Source organism: Ruegeria sp. C10 (assembly GCF_056537805.1).
The window spans coordinates 341,265-356,664 of sequence record NZ_JBQFSC010000003.1 but is presented as its reverse complement, the minus strand read 5'-3'; the positions used below and the strand labels follow the sequence as shown (position 1 = coordinate 356,664).

Below are 15,400 nucleotides of genomic sequence, written 5' to 3'. Positions count from 1 at the left end.
CACGGACGCGCATATCAGGTGCATCTTAGACGGAGCCGCGCCATGTTCATTCAAACCGAATCCACACCCAACCCGGCCACACTAAAATTCCTACCCGGCCAGACGGTTCTGGAAGCAGGCACCGCTGATTTTCCAAGCGTCGACGCTGCAGAAAAATCTCCGCTCGCCAAACGCATATTCGGTGTAAACGGCGTAACAGGCGTGTTCTTCGGCAACGATTTTGTCACGGTAACCAAATCTGATGACGTGCAGTGGGATCACATCAAGCCCGCAATTCTCGGCGCTGTGATGGAGCATTACCAGTCCGGCCAACCGGTTATGGGCGCAGGCGCAGAGACCGCCTCGGGCCACGCTGAACACACCGGCGAAGATGCAGAGATTGTCAACCAGATCAAAGATCTGCTGGATAGCCGCGTGCGTCCTGCTGTGGCTCAGGACGGCGGTGACATCACCTTCCACGGCTTCGACCGCGGCGTTGTTTATCTGCACATGCAGGGAGCCTGCGCGGGCTGTCCGTCCTCGACCCTAACGCTGAAAATGGGGATCGAGAACCTGTTGCGTCACTATATCCCCGAAGTGACCGAGGTTCGCCCTGTTGCCGTCTGAACCGACGATTTTGGCATTCGATACATCGGCCGCGCATTGCGCGGCCGCTTTGCTGCGAGAGGGCAAGATTATCGCATCGCACGCCGAGGCGATGACTCGTGGGCAGGCGGAACGGTTGATGCCCTTGCTTGAAGAAATCCTGACCCGGAACAATTGCACATGGCGGCACCTTGACGCGATCGGCGTCGGAATCGGCCCCGGGAATTTCACCGGCATCCGAATCTCGGTATCCGCAGCGCGCGGGTTGGCGCTTGGGCTTGGTGTGCCGGCGGTTGGGGTGTCGGGGTTTGATGCAATTGCGGAAATTGCGCCCGACGGGCATCTCCCGGCGATTGTCGCACCGCGCGATCAGGTTTATCTGCAGCCTCAGGGGGAATTGCCTTACCTGACCTCACGTCATGCTGCGTCCGATATTGGGCCATTGTATTTCTGCGATGACCCTGAACAGCAGGTTCGTGCGATCGCCCAGGTGGCTGCTGGTCGTTGGACGACAGTTCAAGCGCCACCTGCTCCGCTTTATGTCCGCCCTGCAGATGCGGCCCCCTCCAGCGATGTACCACCGGTGCTTTTGGACGAATGACACCACAGGACATGGCAGAAACCCACGCCGCAGCCTTCACACAGTCACGCCCGTGGAACGCTGAAGAATTCAGCAATCTGATCGCCAATCGCTTTACCCATGTAGTTGGTGACAAACGGTCTTTCGCTCTCATTCAAGTGATCGGCGAAGAGGCCGAGCTGCTCACGATCGCGACACGTCCAGACTATCAAAGACGCGGGCTGGCGCGGCGCATCATGGCAGACTGGCACGCCAAGGCACGAGAACTCGGTGCAATCCGTGCATTTCTGGACGTTGCCTCAGATAACCATTCGGCGATATCTCTGTACCAAACCAGCGGATACACGCCATGCGGCAATCGCGCAGCCTATTATCATCGCAAAAGTGGCCCAAACGCCGATGCGATCGTCATGGAACGCCCCTTGAGCGAAAAATATCCGCTTTTTTAGACCATATGGTCAAAAATGTGTTGACCGAAGCTGTTGCAAACAGCTTCAATTCCCGCCATCACAACAGGTATGCTCGCTCTGAGTGGGTACCGGGGGATTAAGCCCCGGACCGATAACAGCCAACGGGAGTAACAAATGACATTTATGAAATCCTTGATGGGCGCAGCCGCTGCGGTTGCACTAACAGCAGGTGCTGCTATGGCAGAACCGGCCCTTATCTTTGATCTGGGTGGCAAGTTCGACAAATCGTTCAACGAAGCCGCGCATAATGGCGCTCAGCGTTGGGCGGAACAGACCGGCAAAAGCTATCGCGAGATCGAGCTTCAGTCGGAAGCGCAACGCGAACAAGCGCTTCGCCGCTTTGCCGAAGCGGGCGCAAACCCGATTATCACAATGGGCTTCGCCATGGCCGATCCATTGGCTGCAGTGGCAGGTGACTATCCGGATACCAAATTCGTTGCGGTCGACGTGACCTGGCTGGAAGCCCCGAACATTCGCCAGATAGGATTTGCCGAACATGAAGGATCATACCTGGTCGGCATGATGGCGGCGATGGCGTCCCAATCCGGCACAGTGGGCTTTATCGGTGGTATGGATATCCCTCTGATCCGTCACTTTGGTTGTGGTTATGCACAAGGCGCGAAATCCGTGAACCCGGACATCAACGTTGTTGCTAATATGACAGGCACCACCCCTGCAGCATGGAACGACCCGGTGAAGGGCTCGGAGTTGACCAAAGCACAGATCAGCCAGGGTGCTGACGTGATTTACGCCGCTGCGGGCGGTACCGGTGTTGGCGTTCTGCAAACCGCAGCCGACGAAGGCATCCTGTCAATCGGTGTCGATAGCAACCAGAACCACCTGCACCCGGGCAAGGTCCTGACCTCGATGCTCAAGCGTGTGGACGTTGCTGTATATGACGCCATGAAAGCTGGCGAAGACGTCCAGACCGGTGTTTACACCATGGGTCTTGCACAAGATGGCGTTGGCGTTGCGATGGATGAAAACAACGCGGAACTGGTGAGCGAAGAAATGAGCTCGGCCATTGAAAGTGCCCGTCGCGACATCATCGATGGCAACGTAAGCGTTGTCAGCTACTACGAGAACGACAGCTGCCCTGCACTGCAGTTCTGATGTAACTGGGGGCGGGGGCCATGGCCTCCGCCCTGCACCACTCTGCCGCATGCGGCCCTTTCGGCAACCCAAGGACAAGATATGACCGTCCCCGCCATTGAACTCAAAGGGATTTCCAAAGCCTTTGGGCCGGTTCAGGCTAATAAAGATATTTCCATCAGCGTCGCCCGCGGAGCGATCCACGGGATCATCGGTGAAAACGGAGCGGGCAAATCCACGCTGATGAGCATCCTCTACGGATTTTACAAAGCCGACAAAGGCGAAATCTGGATCAACGGCACCAAGACCGACATCCCTGACAGCCAGGCGGCGATCGCCTCGGGCATCGGGATGGTGTTTCAGCATTTCAAACTGGTCGAGAATTTCACCGTTCTGGAAAACATCGTTCTGGGTGCGGAGGACGGTGGGCTGTTGGCTCCGTCGCTCGCGAAAGCCCGGAAAGAGCTGAAAGACCTAGAGGAAGAATACGAACTGTTCGTCGACCCGGACAAACGCATCGATGAGATCGGTGTGGGCATGCAGCAGCGGGTTGAGATTCTCAAGGCGCTCTACCGCAAGGCCGAAATTCTGATTCTGGACGAACCCACGGGCGTTCTTACCCCTGCCGAGGCGGACCAGCTGTTTCGCATTCTCGACCGGCTGCGGTCCGAGGGTAAAACAATCATCGTGATCACGCACAAGCTGCGCGAAATCATGGAGAACACCGATACGGTTTCGGTTATGCGCCGTGGTGAGATGACCGCCACCGTCAAAACAGCTGATACCAATCCGCAGGCCCTGGCCGAATTGATGGTTGGCCGCAAGGTCTTGCTACAGGTTGATAAGGTGCCTGCACAGCCGGGCAAACCGGTTCTGGAAATCGAAAACCTCAGTGTCACCGATTCGGCCGGTGTCGAGCGTGTCAAAGGCATCGACCTAACCGTTCGCGCGGGTGAGATCGTTGGCATCGCGGGCGTTGCTGGCAACGGGCAGTCCGAGCTGCTTGAAGTTTTGGGCGGTATGCGACCCGGGGTAGGCTCGATCAAACTGAACGGCGAGCCTCTGGCGTTGCACGGCCCCGGATCGGACGGGCAAGCGCGGCGCGCCCGACATATCGCTCATGTCCCCGAGGATCGGCAGCGCGAAGGCCTGATCATGGATTTTCACGCGTGGGAGAATGTGGCGTTCGGCTACCACCGCGACCCTGCTTACAAACGCGGGCTGTTCATGGACAACGCTGCCCTGCGTGCCGACACCGAAGCCAAGATCGAGAAGTTCGATGTGCGCCCGCCCAATGGCTGGCTGACGGCAAAAAGCTTCTCGGGCGGCAATCAACAGAAAATCGTCGTTGCACGAGAAATCGAGCGCAATCCCGATCTGCTGCTGGTGGGCCAGCCCACACGCGGCGTGGATATCGGTGCCATCGAGTTCATTCACAAACAGATCGTCGCCTTGAGGGATCAGGGCAAAGCAATCTTGCTGGTCTCGGTCGAGCTGGAAGAGATCTTCTCACTCTCGGACCGGATCGCGGTTATGTTTGACGGACATATCATGGGCGAGCGTCTGCCCGCCGAGACGGATGAAAAAGAACTGGGCCTGCTGATGGCCGGTGTTGCAGGAGAGGCCGCCTGAACCATGGAAAAAATGCCCAAATGGGCCGATGTGGTGCTGATCCCGCTAATCAGTCTGCTTCTGGCCACAATCCTTTCGGCAATCGTCATCCTTGCCATCGGGGAAGATCCGCTTGAGGCGGTAAATCTGATGGTCACTGGGGCCCTAGGGTCAACCTACGGCTGGGGCTATACACTTTATTATGCAACGAACTTCATCTTCACCGGACTCGCGGTTGCAGTTGCCTTTCACGCGCGCTTGTTCAACATCGGCGGCGAGGGTCAGGCCATGCTGGGCGGACTGGGCGTTGCCATCGTCTGCCTATCGGTTCCTTGGCCGCATTGGACAATAGCTTTGCTGGCCGCCTGTGCTGCTTCGATGATCTTCGGTGCAGCCTGGGCCGCGATCCCGGCCTATCTGCAGGCGAAGCGGGGCAGCCATATCGTGATCACCACGATCATGTTCAATTTCATCGCTGCCGCTTTCCTGAATTACATGCTGGTCAACGTCATGCGCCCGCAAGGGTCGCAAGACCCAGCAACGGCTCGTTTCCCCGAGGCAGTGCATCTCCCGACTTTCCAGTCGATGTTCTCGAGCGCCGAAAACATCGTTTTCCGAGGTGCGCCTGCCAACATCTCGTTCTTCGTCGCAATCCTTGCGTGTTTTGTTGTCTGGGCGCTGATCTGGCGAACTCGGTTGGGCTATGAAATCCGCGCCTACGGCCATTCGGAAACCGGTGCCGTCTACGCCGGTATCTCGCCTGTACGCATCACGATTATTGCCATGCTGATCTCGGGCGCTCTGGCGGGCCTGATGGCAGTCAACAACGTGATGGGCGAAGCCGAGCGGTTGGTGCTGAACGCAACCGAAGGCGCGGGTTTCATTGGAATTGCCGTGGCACTGATGGGTCGGTCGCATCCATTCGGGGTATTTCTAGCCGCTATTCTGTTTGGGTTTCTGTATCAGGGCGGGGCCGAACTGGCGCTTTGGACATCGATTCCGCGCGAACTGATCGTGGTCATCCAAGCGCTGGTCATTCTGTTTACCGGAGCACTGGACAACATGGTGCGCATGCCGCTTGAAAAGCTGTTCATGGCGCTTCGGAAGGGGTCGGCCTGATGGATTTCTTCCTGACACTCATCCAGGTTCTGGATTCGACCATCCGACTGGCTACGCCTTTGCTGCTTGCCTGTCTGGCCGGTCTATACTCCGAGCGCGCGGGCATCTTCGACATCGGCCTTGAAGGCAAGATGCTGATGTCAGCATTCTTCTCGGCTGCCGTCGCCGCCGTAACCGGTTCGGTGTGGCTGGGATTGCTGGCCGGGATCGCGGCATCTCTGGTCCTTTCGGCGCTACACGGGTTTGCGTCGATCACGTTCCGGGGCAATCAGCTTATCTCGGGGGTTGCGATCAACTTTCTCGCCTCAGGTATGACCGTTCTTGTCGCCCAAAGCTGGTTCAAGCAGGGTGGTCGTACGCCATCATTGTTCGGTGAAGGGCGGTTTGAATCCGCAGAATTCCCTTATGCGATCGGTCCGGCTGACGCCGAACTGACAGGCCGTCCAGTTTCCGAGCTGATGTCTGAAACCAATCCCCTGCATATGGCCTATTCCGAGCTTCTGTCTGGCCATTCCATTCTGGTGTACGTGGCTTTCCTTATGGTGCCACTGACTTGGTGGATTCTGTTCCGCACCCGGTTCGGGCTGCGTCTGCGCGCGGTCGGAGAGAATCCTGCGGCGGTGGATACTGCTGGAGTTTCGGTTGTAGGTCTCCGCTACGCAGCGGTTGCGATTTGCGGCGTACTTTGCGGCATCGCAGGTGCCTACCTGGCCACCGCGCTGCAAGCAGGCTTTGTGAAAGAGATGACTGCTGGGCGCGGATTTATCGCACTGGCTGCTCTGATCTTTGCAAAATGGCGTCCGTGGCACGCGATGTGGGCATGCCTGTTGTTCGGGCTGTTGCAGGCCATTGCCTTGCGGTTCCAGAACATCGATCTGGGCGGGGTCGTGATCCCGGTGCAGGTCATGGACGCCCTGCCCTATATCCTGACCGTGGTGATTCTTGCCGGGTTCGTCGGCAAGGCAATACCGCCACGCGCAGGCGGCGAACCATATGTAAAGGAACGCTGATAGAGCCAGTTCAGGACTGCCCCTCAGTCCTGTTTGCTGCAAAGCGGCATACAGAGTTGATTTTGTATGCCGCAACCGCTCTAAGGGGGTATGGACGTGTCCCGCATCAGTTCCGCAGCCATGCTATCGACTATTTTCAGGTTGAGCCACGGAAACAACTAGATGGCCCCACCTGGCACGCGCGCTTCGTCTGTTGAGATTTATGTTACCAATGGCTTTGCCACACCGCGTGGTACGGCCTCTCCTGTCTAGAAGAAGCCATGCAGATTTACCTCCCGATTGCCGAAGTATCCGTAAACGCGTTTCTACTGTTTGGACTGGGTGGAATGGTGGGCATTCTGTCTGGAATGTTTGGCGTTGGCGGTGGATTTTTGATGACCCCACTGCTGTTCTTCATCGGCATTCCGCCTGCAGTGGCGGTTGCAACCGAGGCAAACCAGATTGTTGCTTCATCATTTTCTGGGGTGCTGGCGCATTTCAGGCGCCGAACCGTGGACCTTAAAATGGGTACAGTCCTTTTGGTCGGAGGGCTGACAGGCGCTGCGTTGGGTGTTGTTGTCTTCAACTATCTCAAGAGCCTCGGACAGGTCGATCTGCTGGTCAAACTTTGCTATGTCGTATTTCTGGGCATCATCGGCAGTCTGATGTTTGTCGAAAGCCTGAACGCGATTAGAAAAACGCGGAAAGGCGGCACGCCGCCTCCGAAACGACGCCAGCGCGGTTGGGTGCACGCCATGCCGTTCAAGATGCGGTTTCGGACGTCGGGCCTGTACATCTCGGTCATTCCACCGCTTGTCGTAGGCCTGTTTGTCGGTGTCCTGTCTGCTATCATGGGTGTCGGCGGCGGGTTTATCATGGTGCCCGCGATGATCTATCTATTGGGCATGCCGACCAAGGTTGTTGTCGGAACTTCGCTGTTTCAGATCATCTTTGTAACCGCCTTCACCACGATGCTGCACGCCACCACCAACTATACCGTTGATGTCGTGTTGGCGGTTCTTCTGCTCGTCGGTGGGGTAGTTGGTGCCCAAATCGGAACAGTCATCGGCGCCCGAATGCCGGCTGAACAACTGCGCGTTTTGTTGGCGGCTCTGGTACTTGTTGTCTGCGGCAAGCTGGCGCTTGATCTTCTGCTTCAACCCGCCGAGTTGTACTCGCTTGGCGATGCGGGAGGGCACTAAGATGCTACGCCTGATTGCTCTTCTTTGTCTGATCTGCCTGCCAGCCTACGCAGCCGAAGAACAGGTTGTTCTGGGCCTAAGTCAGGATCGCGTCTCGATTACCGCCAATTTTGACGGGTCCGAAATACTGGTTTTCGGCGCGGTAAAGCGCGAAGCCCCAATCCCGGACGGTCCACCGCTTGAGGTCATCGTATCGGTGGTCGGCCCATCCGAACCTGTCACCGTACGCCGCAAAGAGAAACGGTTCGGTATCTGGGTGAACACCGACAGCCTTGTTGTTGATCTGGCACCAAGCTTCTACGCCGTTGCCACCAGCGCCCCGTTTTCCGAGGTTCTGACCCAGACCGAAGACCTACGCTATAAGGTTTCGATCGAGCGTGCCATCCGGTCGGTCGGTGCGGACATGAGCATTCAGGGCGCACAGGATTTTTCCGAGGCGGTCATCCGCATCCGCGAAGATGAAGGGCTATACTCGATCCGGGAAAACACAGTGGCTGTGGACGAACAGACGTTGTTCCGCACATCAATCGACATGCCATCGGACCTGACCGAAGGCGACTACAGCGCCCGAATCTTCCTGACGCGAGACGGAAAGGTGGTCTCAACCTTTGAAACCTCGATCGGAGTACGCAAAGTCGGGCTTGAGCGATTCTTGTACGCGATGTCGCGTGAACAACCCATTTGGTACGGGCTTATGTCACTGGCCATCGCGATTGCCGCCGGTTGGGGCGCTTCGACAGCCTTCCGCCTACTGCGCGAGAACTGATCGTCACCCGCGACCGATATAGGGCATGGTCGTGGCCATAACGGTCATGAACTGCACATTCGCCTCTAGCGGCAGTTCGGCCATATGCAGTACCGAGCGGGCGGCATCCCCGACATCCATGGTGGGATCAGGGTCGCGGCCTTCGGCAAGCGCCTCATCGACCAGCCCCTGCACCATCGGGGTGCGCGCATTTCCGATGTCGATCTGACCACAGGCAATTCCAAAACTCCGCCCGTCCAGAGAAAGGCTGCGCGTCAGACCGGTAATCGCGTGTTTCGTCGCAGAATAATGCACCGAGTTCGGGCGCGGCACATGAGCAGCGATTGAACCGTTGTTTATGATACGCCCCCCCTGCGGCGCCTGAGCCCGCATCGCAGCAAATGCAGCCCGTGCACATAGGAACATGCCGTTCAGGTTCACATTGACCGAGCTGTACCAATCCTCAAGCGCGATCTGGTCGATGGTGCCACCAGGGGAAAAAATCCCGGCATTGTTGAACAGCACGTCCAATCGCCCGGTCTGTCGGGTGAATGCAGTAAAGGCGTTTGCAACGGCATCCGGGTCAGTCACATCGGCAACCAGCGGGATCGCCGAGGCGTTATGCTGTGCCATAGCATGAAGTTTGTCAGCGCTGCGGGCCAGAAGCCCGACAGTCCATCCTTCTGACAGAAACAGCTCGGCGGTGGCGCGGCCTATGCCCGAGCTTGCGCCGGTCACGATGATCGTCTTCATGTCTCTTCCGCCTCCAATGTCAGGGATGGTGCCGCAACCGCACGCAGGTCATCCACACGCAACGGGTGGGTCGGTTTCGACAAGCGGTTCCGCACTACCCAGATTAGCCTCTCCTGTGCGCGGGTTATGGCGACATAAGCTAAGCGCTTCCACAACGGTTGCCCGGCCTCAGTACGGCCCATGCGGGCGGCTGCGTAGATGTCTGGCGCAAAGACCTGAACCGTGTCCCATTGCGACCCTTGCGCCTTATGGATCGTCACAGCGGCACCATGCAGGAACGTTGCCCCCATACGGGCAGCATAGGGAATGAACGGCTCCTCCTCATCGGGCTTTTCAATCTGCACGATCGACGCCGCCGAGACCTGAGGGTCTTCGGCCCCCATCACATGCAACCGCGAAAAACCCGGCTTGCGACCAGGGCCAAGATAGATGACCTGTGCGCCTTTGATCAGCCCGCGCGCCTCAAGGTCCAGCCGCTTTTTGCGGTGCTTCAACGGCAGCTCAATGCCGTCACAAATCAACGGTTCCCCTTCCAGTAGTTCAGTTTCCGGCGCGCCATGTACGGTGCGGAACGCCTGAATCAGCCGGATTCGGGTCGTATTGCGCCAGACAAGAACCGGGCTGCGCGCCATCAGATCAACTTCTACCCGCTGTCCCCAGACAACGCGGTCATCCTTTCGGGCAGTGTCCTCGATCAGACGTTCGAAATCCTCAAACCCCATGACCGGATCGGACAGAGCATGGGCGAGGTCTAGGATCGGGTTGTCCGCAGTTTGCCGATGCACTCGATGCAGGATTTGTTTGCGCGGCTCTGGCAACCCGTCGAACACCATCGAGCCCGATTGATTGACCGGCGCCAACTGCGCCGGGTCACCAAATAGCAACAAGGTTGGAAAGATTTCCTTTAGATCCTCGAATTGCCGGTCGTCTAGCATCGAGGCTTCGTCCACAAAACCGATATCCAGCGGCTCTTCCCGACGTTTCCAGCCGGTGATGAAATCCGAACCGCGCAACCCAGCAGCGGCCAGCGCACCAGGGATGGATTTGTTGTTGGCATAGAACGCGGCTGCGCGGTCCAGCGCTTCGTCTGTCAGCCCTTCGATCTCGGGCCGTTCGTCATTGCCCGCGAGCCATTCGGCGATCCGCTCGTATTCAGGGTCGTAAACAGGCGTATAAAGGATGCGATGGATCGTCGTCGCGGGCACCCCACGCAGCCGCAATACGCTGGCGGCCTTGTTCGTCGGCGCGAGGATCGCAAGGCTGCGCTTGTCGCGGGATTTGCGGCTTTCGAAATCGCCCGAGATCAGGTTGACCCCCGTCTCGGCCAAAGCTTTGTAAAGCTCTGCCAGCAACAGGGTTTTGCCCGATCCAGCCTTGCCAATAACGGCCATAACACCAGACTTTCCGCTGCCGGGCAGTTTCAGCAGAGCGTCGTCTTCAAGGTCTACTCCGGCACCTCGCAACATCTCGGCAATGTTGTCAAAAGCGGCAGCCTGATCTTCGGAAAATGTGACTTGGGGCAAGGACATGGCGCGACCCTACAGGGACGCGCCGCGCGCTGCCAGATGCCGATTGGTTTTTCCGTATGCTTATGCCGACAAAGCGAACCGGTGCTGTGCGCCATGGCCAAATGCTGTCTTGAACCACAGGCGCGACAACTCTCGCGGGATGCCTGCGCGGGCTGCTACACGGTTGCAATCATCCGCTGAATAAGGCCACAGGCCGACCGAGATCTGATCGCGCCCTTTCCCTTCGGTGCCCAAAACCACCGGAGACGATCCGATCATACGGTAGATCCGGATCATGCGGGCATCAAAAACGCCCGCTATGTGGGTCAGGCCAAACCCTTCCATCACCTCACCGCCGCTCAGCATGATGGCCCCGGCGGTATGAGCGCTGGCGTTGCGCGAGAGGCAAAAGCGAGTGACCTCCCAGATTAGTGGGCTTCGGATCGGACTGCCCCCGGTGAGATGTCCGAATATGTCGTTCACCATGACCGGACCGGTCGTCGGTAGGATCCGCATGGACCCGCCATGGCTGCCATCTGCCTCTTCCCAAATCACATAGAGCGGGTTCAGGTCATCGTACTGATCCCGCTCTTCCCCCTTTTCATTAACCTTAACATCCCAGCCAAGGCGGGTTTTGAACTGATCCGCGCGATCCCTGAACATCCCCCTGGCCAATTCCGGAAAGTTATGCAGCTCATCGGCATACAAATAACGCAACATGACGTGTTCCCCTTGTCGTCCATAGTTGGAACAAAGGGGGTACGAACACGTGGTTAATTTAAGGTGAGACCACCGTACGGTCGTTAAACGACTATTAATCCTCTACTGAGTGCAGTGGCGATTGCATGAGTCGTATTTTGCGCACCGAGTTTTGAGCGTGCGCTTTCGATATAGGCCCTGAGCGTATGCTCAGAAATGGAAAGCGAGTGCGCCACCTGCGCTCGGCTATACCCCAGCGCCAGCAATGTCATTGCATCGATTTCGCGGGGCGAGAGCCCCCGCATGTTGTCCGGCTGCCGTTCTTTTGCAAATTCCAGCGCTTTTCGATTGAGGAAATGCGCCACCAATATGAGATCGCGGCCATACGTTTCGACAAATGCCTGCCATGCGATGTCATCGCAGCTGTTGTTGACCGTAAACAGCGCGAATTGCCCGCCTGGCCCCCGCAGCGGGATCGAATAGCCCTGATTGCCGACGCCATGTTCCTGCGCGTCCTGCAGGAAGGCCTTTACTGCTTTGCCCGACCAATTCAACTGTTTCCAGTCCACAGCGTGAAATCGCTGAAAACAACCCAGAATAACCGGATCAATACGATGATAATTCCTGTCTCGATACCGTTCATCCCAGGCATCCGAATAAGTCGTGAACCCGTATTGATCCCCGGCCCCATCAACCCAATGATATGTCATGTGGTCAATTTGCAGCTTGTCCCGCAACTGGACTGCTACGCTGGTCAGCTCGTCAAGCGTGCTGGTGCTTTCCAAATCCCCTAGGATCTGGCTCAAATCGAATTTTCTTCCCATTCGCGGGCGCGCAAGCCTCATCCTTTGAGGACGCAATCTCGGCCGCGGCGATCAGTCTTGTGTCGTCAAGCTGCTCGGCCAGCGCGCTCAACCCATTCGCCACAGCAAAGGCGTTGAGGTCCGACAGAACGTCCAAAATCCACTCATTTTGCGCCATCAGGGTGTCCCCGAAATAGTTAACGAAGGGTTAACACAACCATAACATGTGCAGACTAATTCGGCCTACTCGCTGCTTTCTACTCCCCAGAAATAGCGGGGTGCGATTTCTTAAAGCATTGAAAATGCATAATCATCGATAGAAACGATGAACACCCGCAAGGCGTGTTTGCGCCCTGCGGGTGTTGCAGCTGCTGTTTGCCTGAGACCGTTAGTCGCGGGCAGCCAATACTTCTTCAAGGGTGCGCATGCCTGTATGCGGAGCCTGAACCAGCACCGACATGTTGCCCGGCTTGTGTTCGTTGCGCATCATCTTCATGTGCGCCTCAGGCAGATCCTGCCAAGTGAACACTTCGGACATGCACGGATCCAAGCGGCGCTCGACCATTAGCTGGTTTGCAGCCGAGGCCTGTTTGAGATGCGCAAAATGTGAGCCCTGCAAGCGTTTCTGGTGCATCCACATGTAACGCACGTCGAAGGTCAGGTTGTAGCCAGTGGTCCCGGCGCAGATCACAACCATACCTCCCTTTTTCACGACAAAAGTGGACACCGGGAACGTGCTTTCGCCGGGGTGCTCGAACACCATGTCGACGTTCACACCTTTGCCGGTAATGTCCCAGATGGCCTTGCCAAACTTGCGGGCTTCTTTGAACCATTCAGCATATTCCGGAGTATTCACCGTGGGCAGCTGGCCCCAGCAGTTGAAATCCTTGCGGTTGATGACGCCTTTGGCGCCAAGGTCCATCACAAACTCACGCTTGCTTTCATCCGATATCACGCCGATCGCATTGGCACCCGCAGTGTTGATCAACTGTATCGCGTAAGAGCCCAGACCGCCCGATGCGCCCCAAACCAGGACGTTCTGGCCCGGCTTTAGATCGTGCGGTTCGTGCCCAAAAAGCATCCGATAGGCTGTTGCTAAGGTCAGCGTGTAGCAGGCGCTTTCTTCCCAGGTCAGGTGCTTGGGACGCGGCATCAGCTGCTGTGCCTGAACATTTGTAAACTGCGCGAACGAGCCATCAGGTGTCTCATATCCCCAGATGCGCTGGCTGGGCGAATACATCGGATCACCACCATTGCAGTGTTCGTCATCGCCATCGTCCTGGTTGCAGTGAATCACGACTTCATCGCCGACTTTCCAGCGCTTCACTTTGTCACCAACCGCCCAGACGATGCCCGACGCATCTGAACCTGCGATGTGAAAGGGTTGGCCGTGGCCATCAAACGGGCTGATCGGCTTGCCAAGCGATGCCCAGACGCCGTTGTAGTTCACACCCGCCGCCATAACGAGAACCAGCACTTCGTGGCTGTCCAGCTTCGGGACATCAACGACTTCCAACTGCATCGCTGTGTCTGGCTCACCGTGGCGCTCTTTCCGGATGGCCCAGGCATACATTTGCTTGGGAACATACCCCATCGGGGGGATTTCACCCATCTCGTAGAGGTCCTTTTCCGGCGCCTCATACGACGCGATACCGCTGTCGACATCCAAAGCCATGCTGGCCTCCTTTTTCCAACTGTTGCCGCGCCGCAGAATCGCGGCTTTCCAAAGACGAAATATTAGCCCCTGAGTAATATTGCAACCGTTTTTGGTATCTATTTTGTAATTTTATGACCCAGCAGTTGCAGAAATACTTTCTGCACTTGCATCATTCTCAGCCCGAACAACGGGTTCTGATGCTGCCGCGTAATAAGCAAGCAGCTCTGATCGCTCGCCTGATGGGCGCAACACTCCAGCCTCGCGACGCAGAATCCGTCGCTCGACCAACTGATTGATGGCATCGTCAACAGCCTCTCCATCATCCTGGGCAACCGCGTCGCCGCCCAACGTCAGCAAACGCGCCTTCAACTCCTGCTCTGACATTTCACCTTCTTCCTGAACCAGCCGACACGCTGCAGGCACTGGAACAAAGGGAATTGCGGCACCGATCCTGCGCATCAACTCGCGGGCCAGATCGGTCGTTAGGTCCCGTTCGTGCGCGACTCGAAATTCTTTCAGAGAAATCGGTGTCGCATACCGCACCGAGGCAATCCCGAATCTCTTGTAGCGCCCGACAAGCCTGCGCCAAATCTGCTTGAGCGACCAGCGGGTGATAACCCCGATCCGCGCGCGGAAGCGGCGTTCACTATCCTTCGCTGCCGCTGTTAATACGGTATCTTCAAGCACCCGATCATAGTTCAAAGCAACCGGAACAAACACCACATCCCGCCCCTGCGGTTCGACTCCGTCAAGGATATACTTCAACAATCCCAGCTTGGGGCGCCCCAGTTTGCCAGTCAGACTCAGCCCGCCCTCAGGGAACATGGCCTGCGTCACGCCCGCTTCGGTCGCGTGTCTTACATAGCTTGCAAGGACCTGTCGATATAGGTCGCTACCCGACTTGCGGCGAATGAAATAGGCCCCCATCGCGCGAATCAATCGACTTAGAGGCCAGACACGGGCCCACTCGCCCACAGCATAGGATAAGGTCGAATGGTCTGCCGCCAGATAGGTGACCAGCACGTAATCCATATTGCTGCGGTGGTTCATGACATAAACGACCGTCGCATCGGGATCGATATTGTCCAGCGCGGCTTTGTCCTCGTAACCCAACTGCACCTTGTAAAAGGCGTTACTCAGCATGCGGGCAAAACGGATCGCGATGCTGAAATAGGCCACTGTCGAGAATGAGGGCGCAATCTCGCGCGCATAACGCCGTGCCAATTCTGAGGCAACAGCGTCAGGCACACCTTCTTCTTTGGCATGCTGCTGCACCGCCCGGCTAACCTGCGGGTCATAGATAAGCCGTTGAATCATGTCATGCCGCCCCGCCAATTTGAACGGTTGGATCGGGCGCTGAAGGCGCTTGTTCAACCGTGCGACGGCGCGCTCAAGGCGGCGGCGGAAAAACCAGCGCACCGACGGAAACAAAAAATGCGAGGCAAATGTGACCGCGGCAAACAGCACGATCAGCACAAACAGCCAAAGCGGGATTTCCACAGTCTGCATCATTCGGGCACAGTGCCATCAAACGCGACCACCCACAATCTGCAGAAACCGTCGATGCCGCAACGCAGCGAATTGACA

At 57.2% G+C, this 15,400-nt stretch carries 15 protein-coding genes; 9 read left to right on the top strand and 6 right to left on the bottom strand.

What is annotated here, in order from left to right; all coding sequences use genetic code 11:
* Positions 1-42: 42 nt before the first annotated feature.
* The 9 genes from ACR0DE_RS15670 to ACR0DE_RS15630 all read left to right on the top strand — a co-directional run bounded on the left by ACR0DE_RS15670 (position 43) and on the right by ACR0DE_RS15630 (position 8,414).
* Entirely contained in the window at positions 43-606 is a 564-nt protein-coding gene (locus ACR0DE_RS15670) for a NifU family protein (protein ID WP_170733587.1), read from the top strand.
* Entirely contained in the window at positions 596-1,186 is a 591-nt protein-coding gene (gene tsaB / locus ACR0DE_RS15665; RefSeq protein WP_170802375.1) for a tRNA (adenosine(37)-N6)-threonylcarbamoyltransferase complex dimerization subunit type 1 TsaB, read from the top strand. The genes ACR0DE_RS15670 and tsaB overlap by 11 nt, the downstream gene beginning before the upstream one ends.
* Entirely contained in the window at positions 1,183-1,614 is a 432-nt protein-coding gene (locus ACR0DE_RS15660; RefSeq protein ID WP_480754143.1) for a GNAT family N-acetyltransferase, read from the top strand. The genes tsaB and ACR0DE_RS15660 overlap by 4 nt, the downstream gene beginning before the upstream one ends.
* 135 nt (positions 1,615-1,749) lie before the next feature.
* The gene (locus ACR0DE_RS15655) at positions 1,750-2,748 is read left to right on the top strand and encodes a BMP family lipoprotein (RefSeq protein WP_170395841.1); all 999 of its coding nucleotides are present in this window, start codon (positions 1,750-1,752) and stop codon (positions 2,746-2,748) included.
* Between the two features lie 81 nt (positions 2,749-2,829).
* The gene (locus ACR0DE_RS15650) at positions 2,830-4,359 is read left to right on the top strand and encodes an ABC transporter ATP-binding protein (protein WP_170395839.1); all 1,530 of its coding nucleotides are present in this window, start codon (positions 2,830-2,832) and stop codon (positions 4,357-4,359) included.
* A gap of 3 nt (positions 4,360-4,362) precedes the next feature.
* Complete coding sequence (locus tag ACR0DE_RS15645) at positions 4,363-5,457, top strand: ABC transporter permease (RefSeq protein ID WP_170513031.1); 1,095 nt, start codon at positions 4,363-4,365, stop codon at positions 5,455-5,457.
* Positions 5,457-6,467, top strand: coding sequence for an ABC transporter permease (locus tag ACR0DE_RS15640; RefSeq protein WP_170408321.1), 1,011 nt, complete (start codon positions 5,457-5,459; stop codon positions 6,465-6,467). Before ACR0DE_RS15645 ends, ACR0DE_RS15640 begins: the two co-directional genes overlap by 1 nt.
* A 260-nt stretch (positions 6,468-6,727) precedes the next feature.
* Positions 6,728-7,648: a sulfite exporter TauE/SafE family protein gene (locus ACR0DE_RS15635; protein WP_170395834.1), complete on the top strand. Its 921-nt coding sequence runs from the start codon at positions 6,728-6,730 to the stop codon at positions 7,646-7,648.
* 1 nt (position 7,649) lies between these two features.
* A complete protein-coding gene (locus ACR0DE_RS15630; RefSeq protein ID WP_170395832.1) occupies positions 7,650-8,414 on the top strand; it encodes a TIGR02186 family protein in 765 nt (254 codons plus the stop codon).
* A 3-nt stretch (positions 8,415-8,417) separates the two neighbouring features.
* Here ACR0DE_RS15630 and ACR0DE_RS15625 read toward each other — a convergent pair whose 3' ends face one another.
* From ACR0DE_RS15625 to ACR0DE_RS15600, 6 genes are all read right to left on the bottom strand, one after another.
* A complete protein-coding gene (locus tag ACR0DE_RS15625; protein ID WP_170818604.1) occupies positions 8,418-9,146 on the bottom strand; it encodes an SDR family oxidoreductase in 729 nt (242 codons plus the stop codon).
* Entirely contained in the window at positions 9,143-10,675 is a 1,533-nt protein-coding gene (locus ACR0DE_RS15620) for an ATP-dependent DNA helicase (RefSeq protein ID WP_480754139.1), read from the bottom strand. Before ACR0DE_RS15620 ends, ACR0DE_RS15625 begins: the two co-directional genes overlap by 4 nt.
* Positions 10,676-10,735: 60 nt before the next feature.
* Complete coding sequence (locus tag ACR0DE_RS15615; protein WP_170423735.1) at positions 10,736-11,374, bottom strand: acyl-homoserine-lactone synthase; 639 nt, start codon at positions 11,372-11,374, stop codon at positions 10,736-10,738.
* 83 nt (positions 11,375-11,457) lie between these two features.
* Entirely contained in the window at positions 11,458-12,177 is a 720-nt protein-coding gene (locus ACR0DE_RS15610) for a helix-turn-helix transcriptional regulator (RefSeq protein WP_170395826.1), read from the bottom strand.
* Between the two features lie 367 nt (positions 12,178-12,544).
* Complete coding sequence (gene ccrA / locus ACR0DE_RS15605; RefSeq protein ID WP_170395824.1) at positions 12,545-13,831, bottom strand: crotonyl-CoA carboxylase/reductase; 1,287 nt, start codon at positions 13,829-13,831, stop codon at positions 12,545-12,547.
* A 111-nt stretch (positions 13,832-13,942) separates the two neighbouring features.
* A complete protein-coding gene (locus ACR0DE_RS15600) occupies positions 13,943-15,325 on the bottom strand; it encodes a 1-acyl-sn-glycerol-3-phosphate acyltransferase (protein ID WP_480754137.1) in 1,383 nt (460 codons plus the stop codon).
* Positions 15,326-15,400 lie beyond the last annotated feature (75 nt).

Coding starts and splice junctions, on each gene's coding strand:
- ACR0DE_RS15610 (WP_170395826.1), bottom strand. CDS start 12,177: ATGGGAAGAAAATTCGATTTGAGCCAGATCCTAGGGGATTTGGAAAGC.
- ACR0DE_RS15600 (WP_480754137.1), bottom strand. CDS start 15,325: ATGATGCAGACTGTGGAAATCCCGCTTTGGCTGTTTGTGCTGATCGTG.
- ACR0DE_RS15635 (WP_170395834.1), top strand. CDS start 6,728: ATGCAGATTTACCTCCCGATTGCCGAAGTATCCGTAAACGCGTTTCTA.
- ACR0DE_RS15670 (WP_170733587.1), top strand. CDS start 43: ATGTTCATTCAAACCGAATCCACACCCAACCCGGCCACACTAAAATTC.
- ACR0DE_RS15655 (WP_170395841.1), top strand. CDS start 1,750: ATGACATTTATGAAATCCTTGATGGGCGCAGCCGCTGCGGTTGCACTA.
- ACR0DE_RS15650 (WP_170395839.1), top strand. CDS start 2,830: ATGACCGTCCCCGCCATTGAACTCAAAGGGATTTCCAAAGCCTTTGGG.
- ccrA (WP_170395824.1), bottom strand. CDS start 13,831: ATGGCTTTGGATGTCGACAGCGGTATCGCGTCGTATGAGGCGCCGGAA.
- ACR0DE_RS15620 (WP_480754139.1), bottom strand. CDS start 10,675: ATGTCCTTGCCCCAAGTCACATTTTCCGAAGATCAGGCTGCCGCTTTT.
- ACR0DE_RS15640 (WP_170408321.1), top strand. CDS start 5,457: ATGGATTTCTTCCTGACACTCATCCAGGTTCTGGATTCGACCATCCGA.
- ACR0DE_RS15630 (WP_170395832.1), top strand. CDS start 7,650: ATGCTACGCCTGATTGCTCTTCTTTGTCTGATCTGCCTGCCAGCCTAC.
- ACR0DE_RS15660 (WP_480754143.1), top strand. CDS start 1,183: ATGACACCACAGGACATGGCAGAAACCCACGCCGCAGCCTTCACACAG.
- ACR0DE_RS15645 (WP_170513031.1), top strand. CDS start 4,363: ATGGAAAAAATGCCCAAATGGGCCGATGTGGTGCTGATCCCGCTAATC.
- ACR0DE_RS15615 (WP_170423735.1), bottom strand. CDS start 11,374: ATGTTGCGTTATTTGTATGCCGATGAGCTGCATAACTTTCCGGAATTG.
- ACR0DE_RS15625 (WP_170818604.1), bottom strand. CDS start 9,146: ATGAAGACGATCATCGTGACCGGCGCAAGCTCGGGCATAGGCCGCGCC.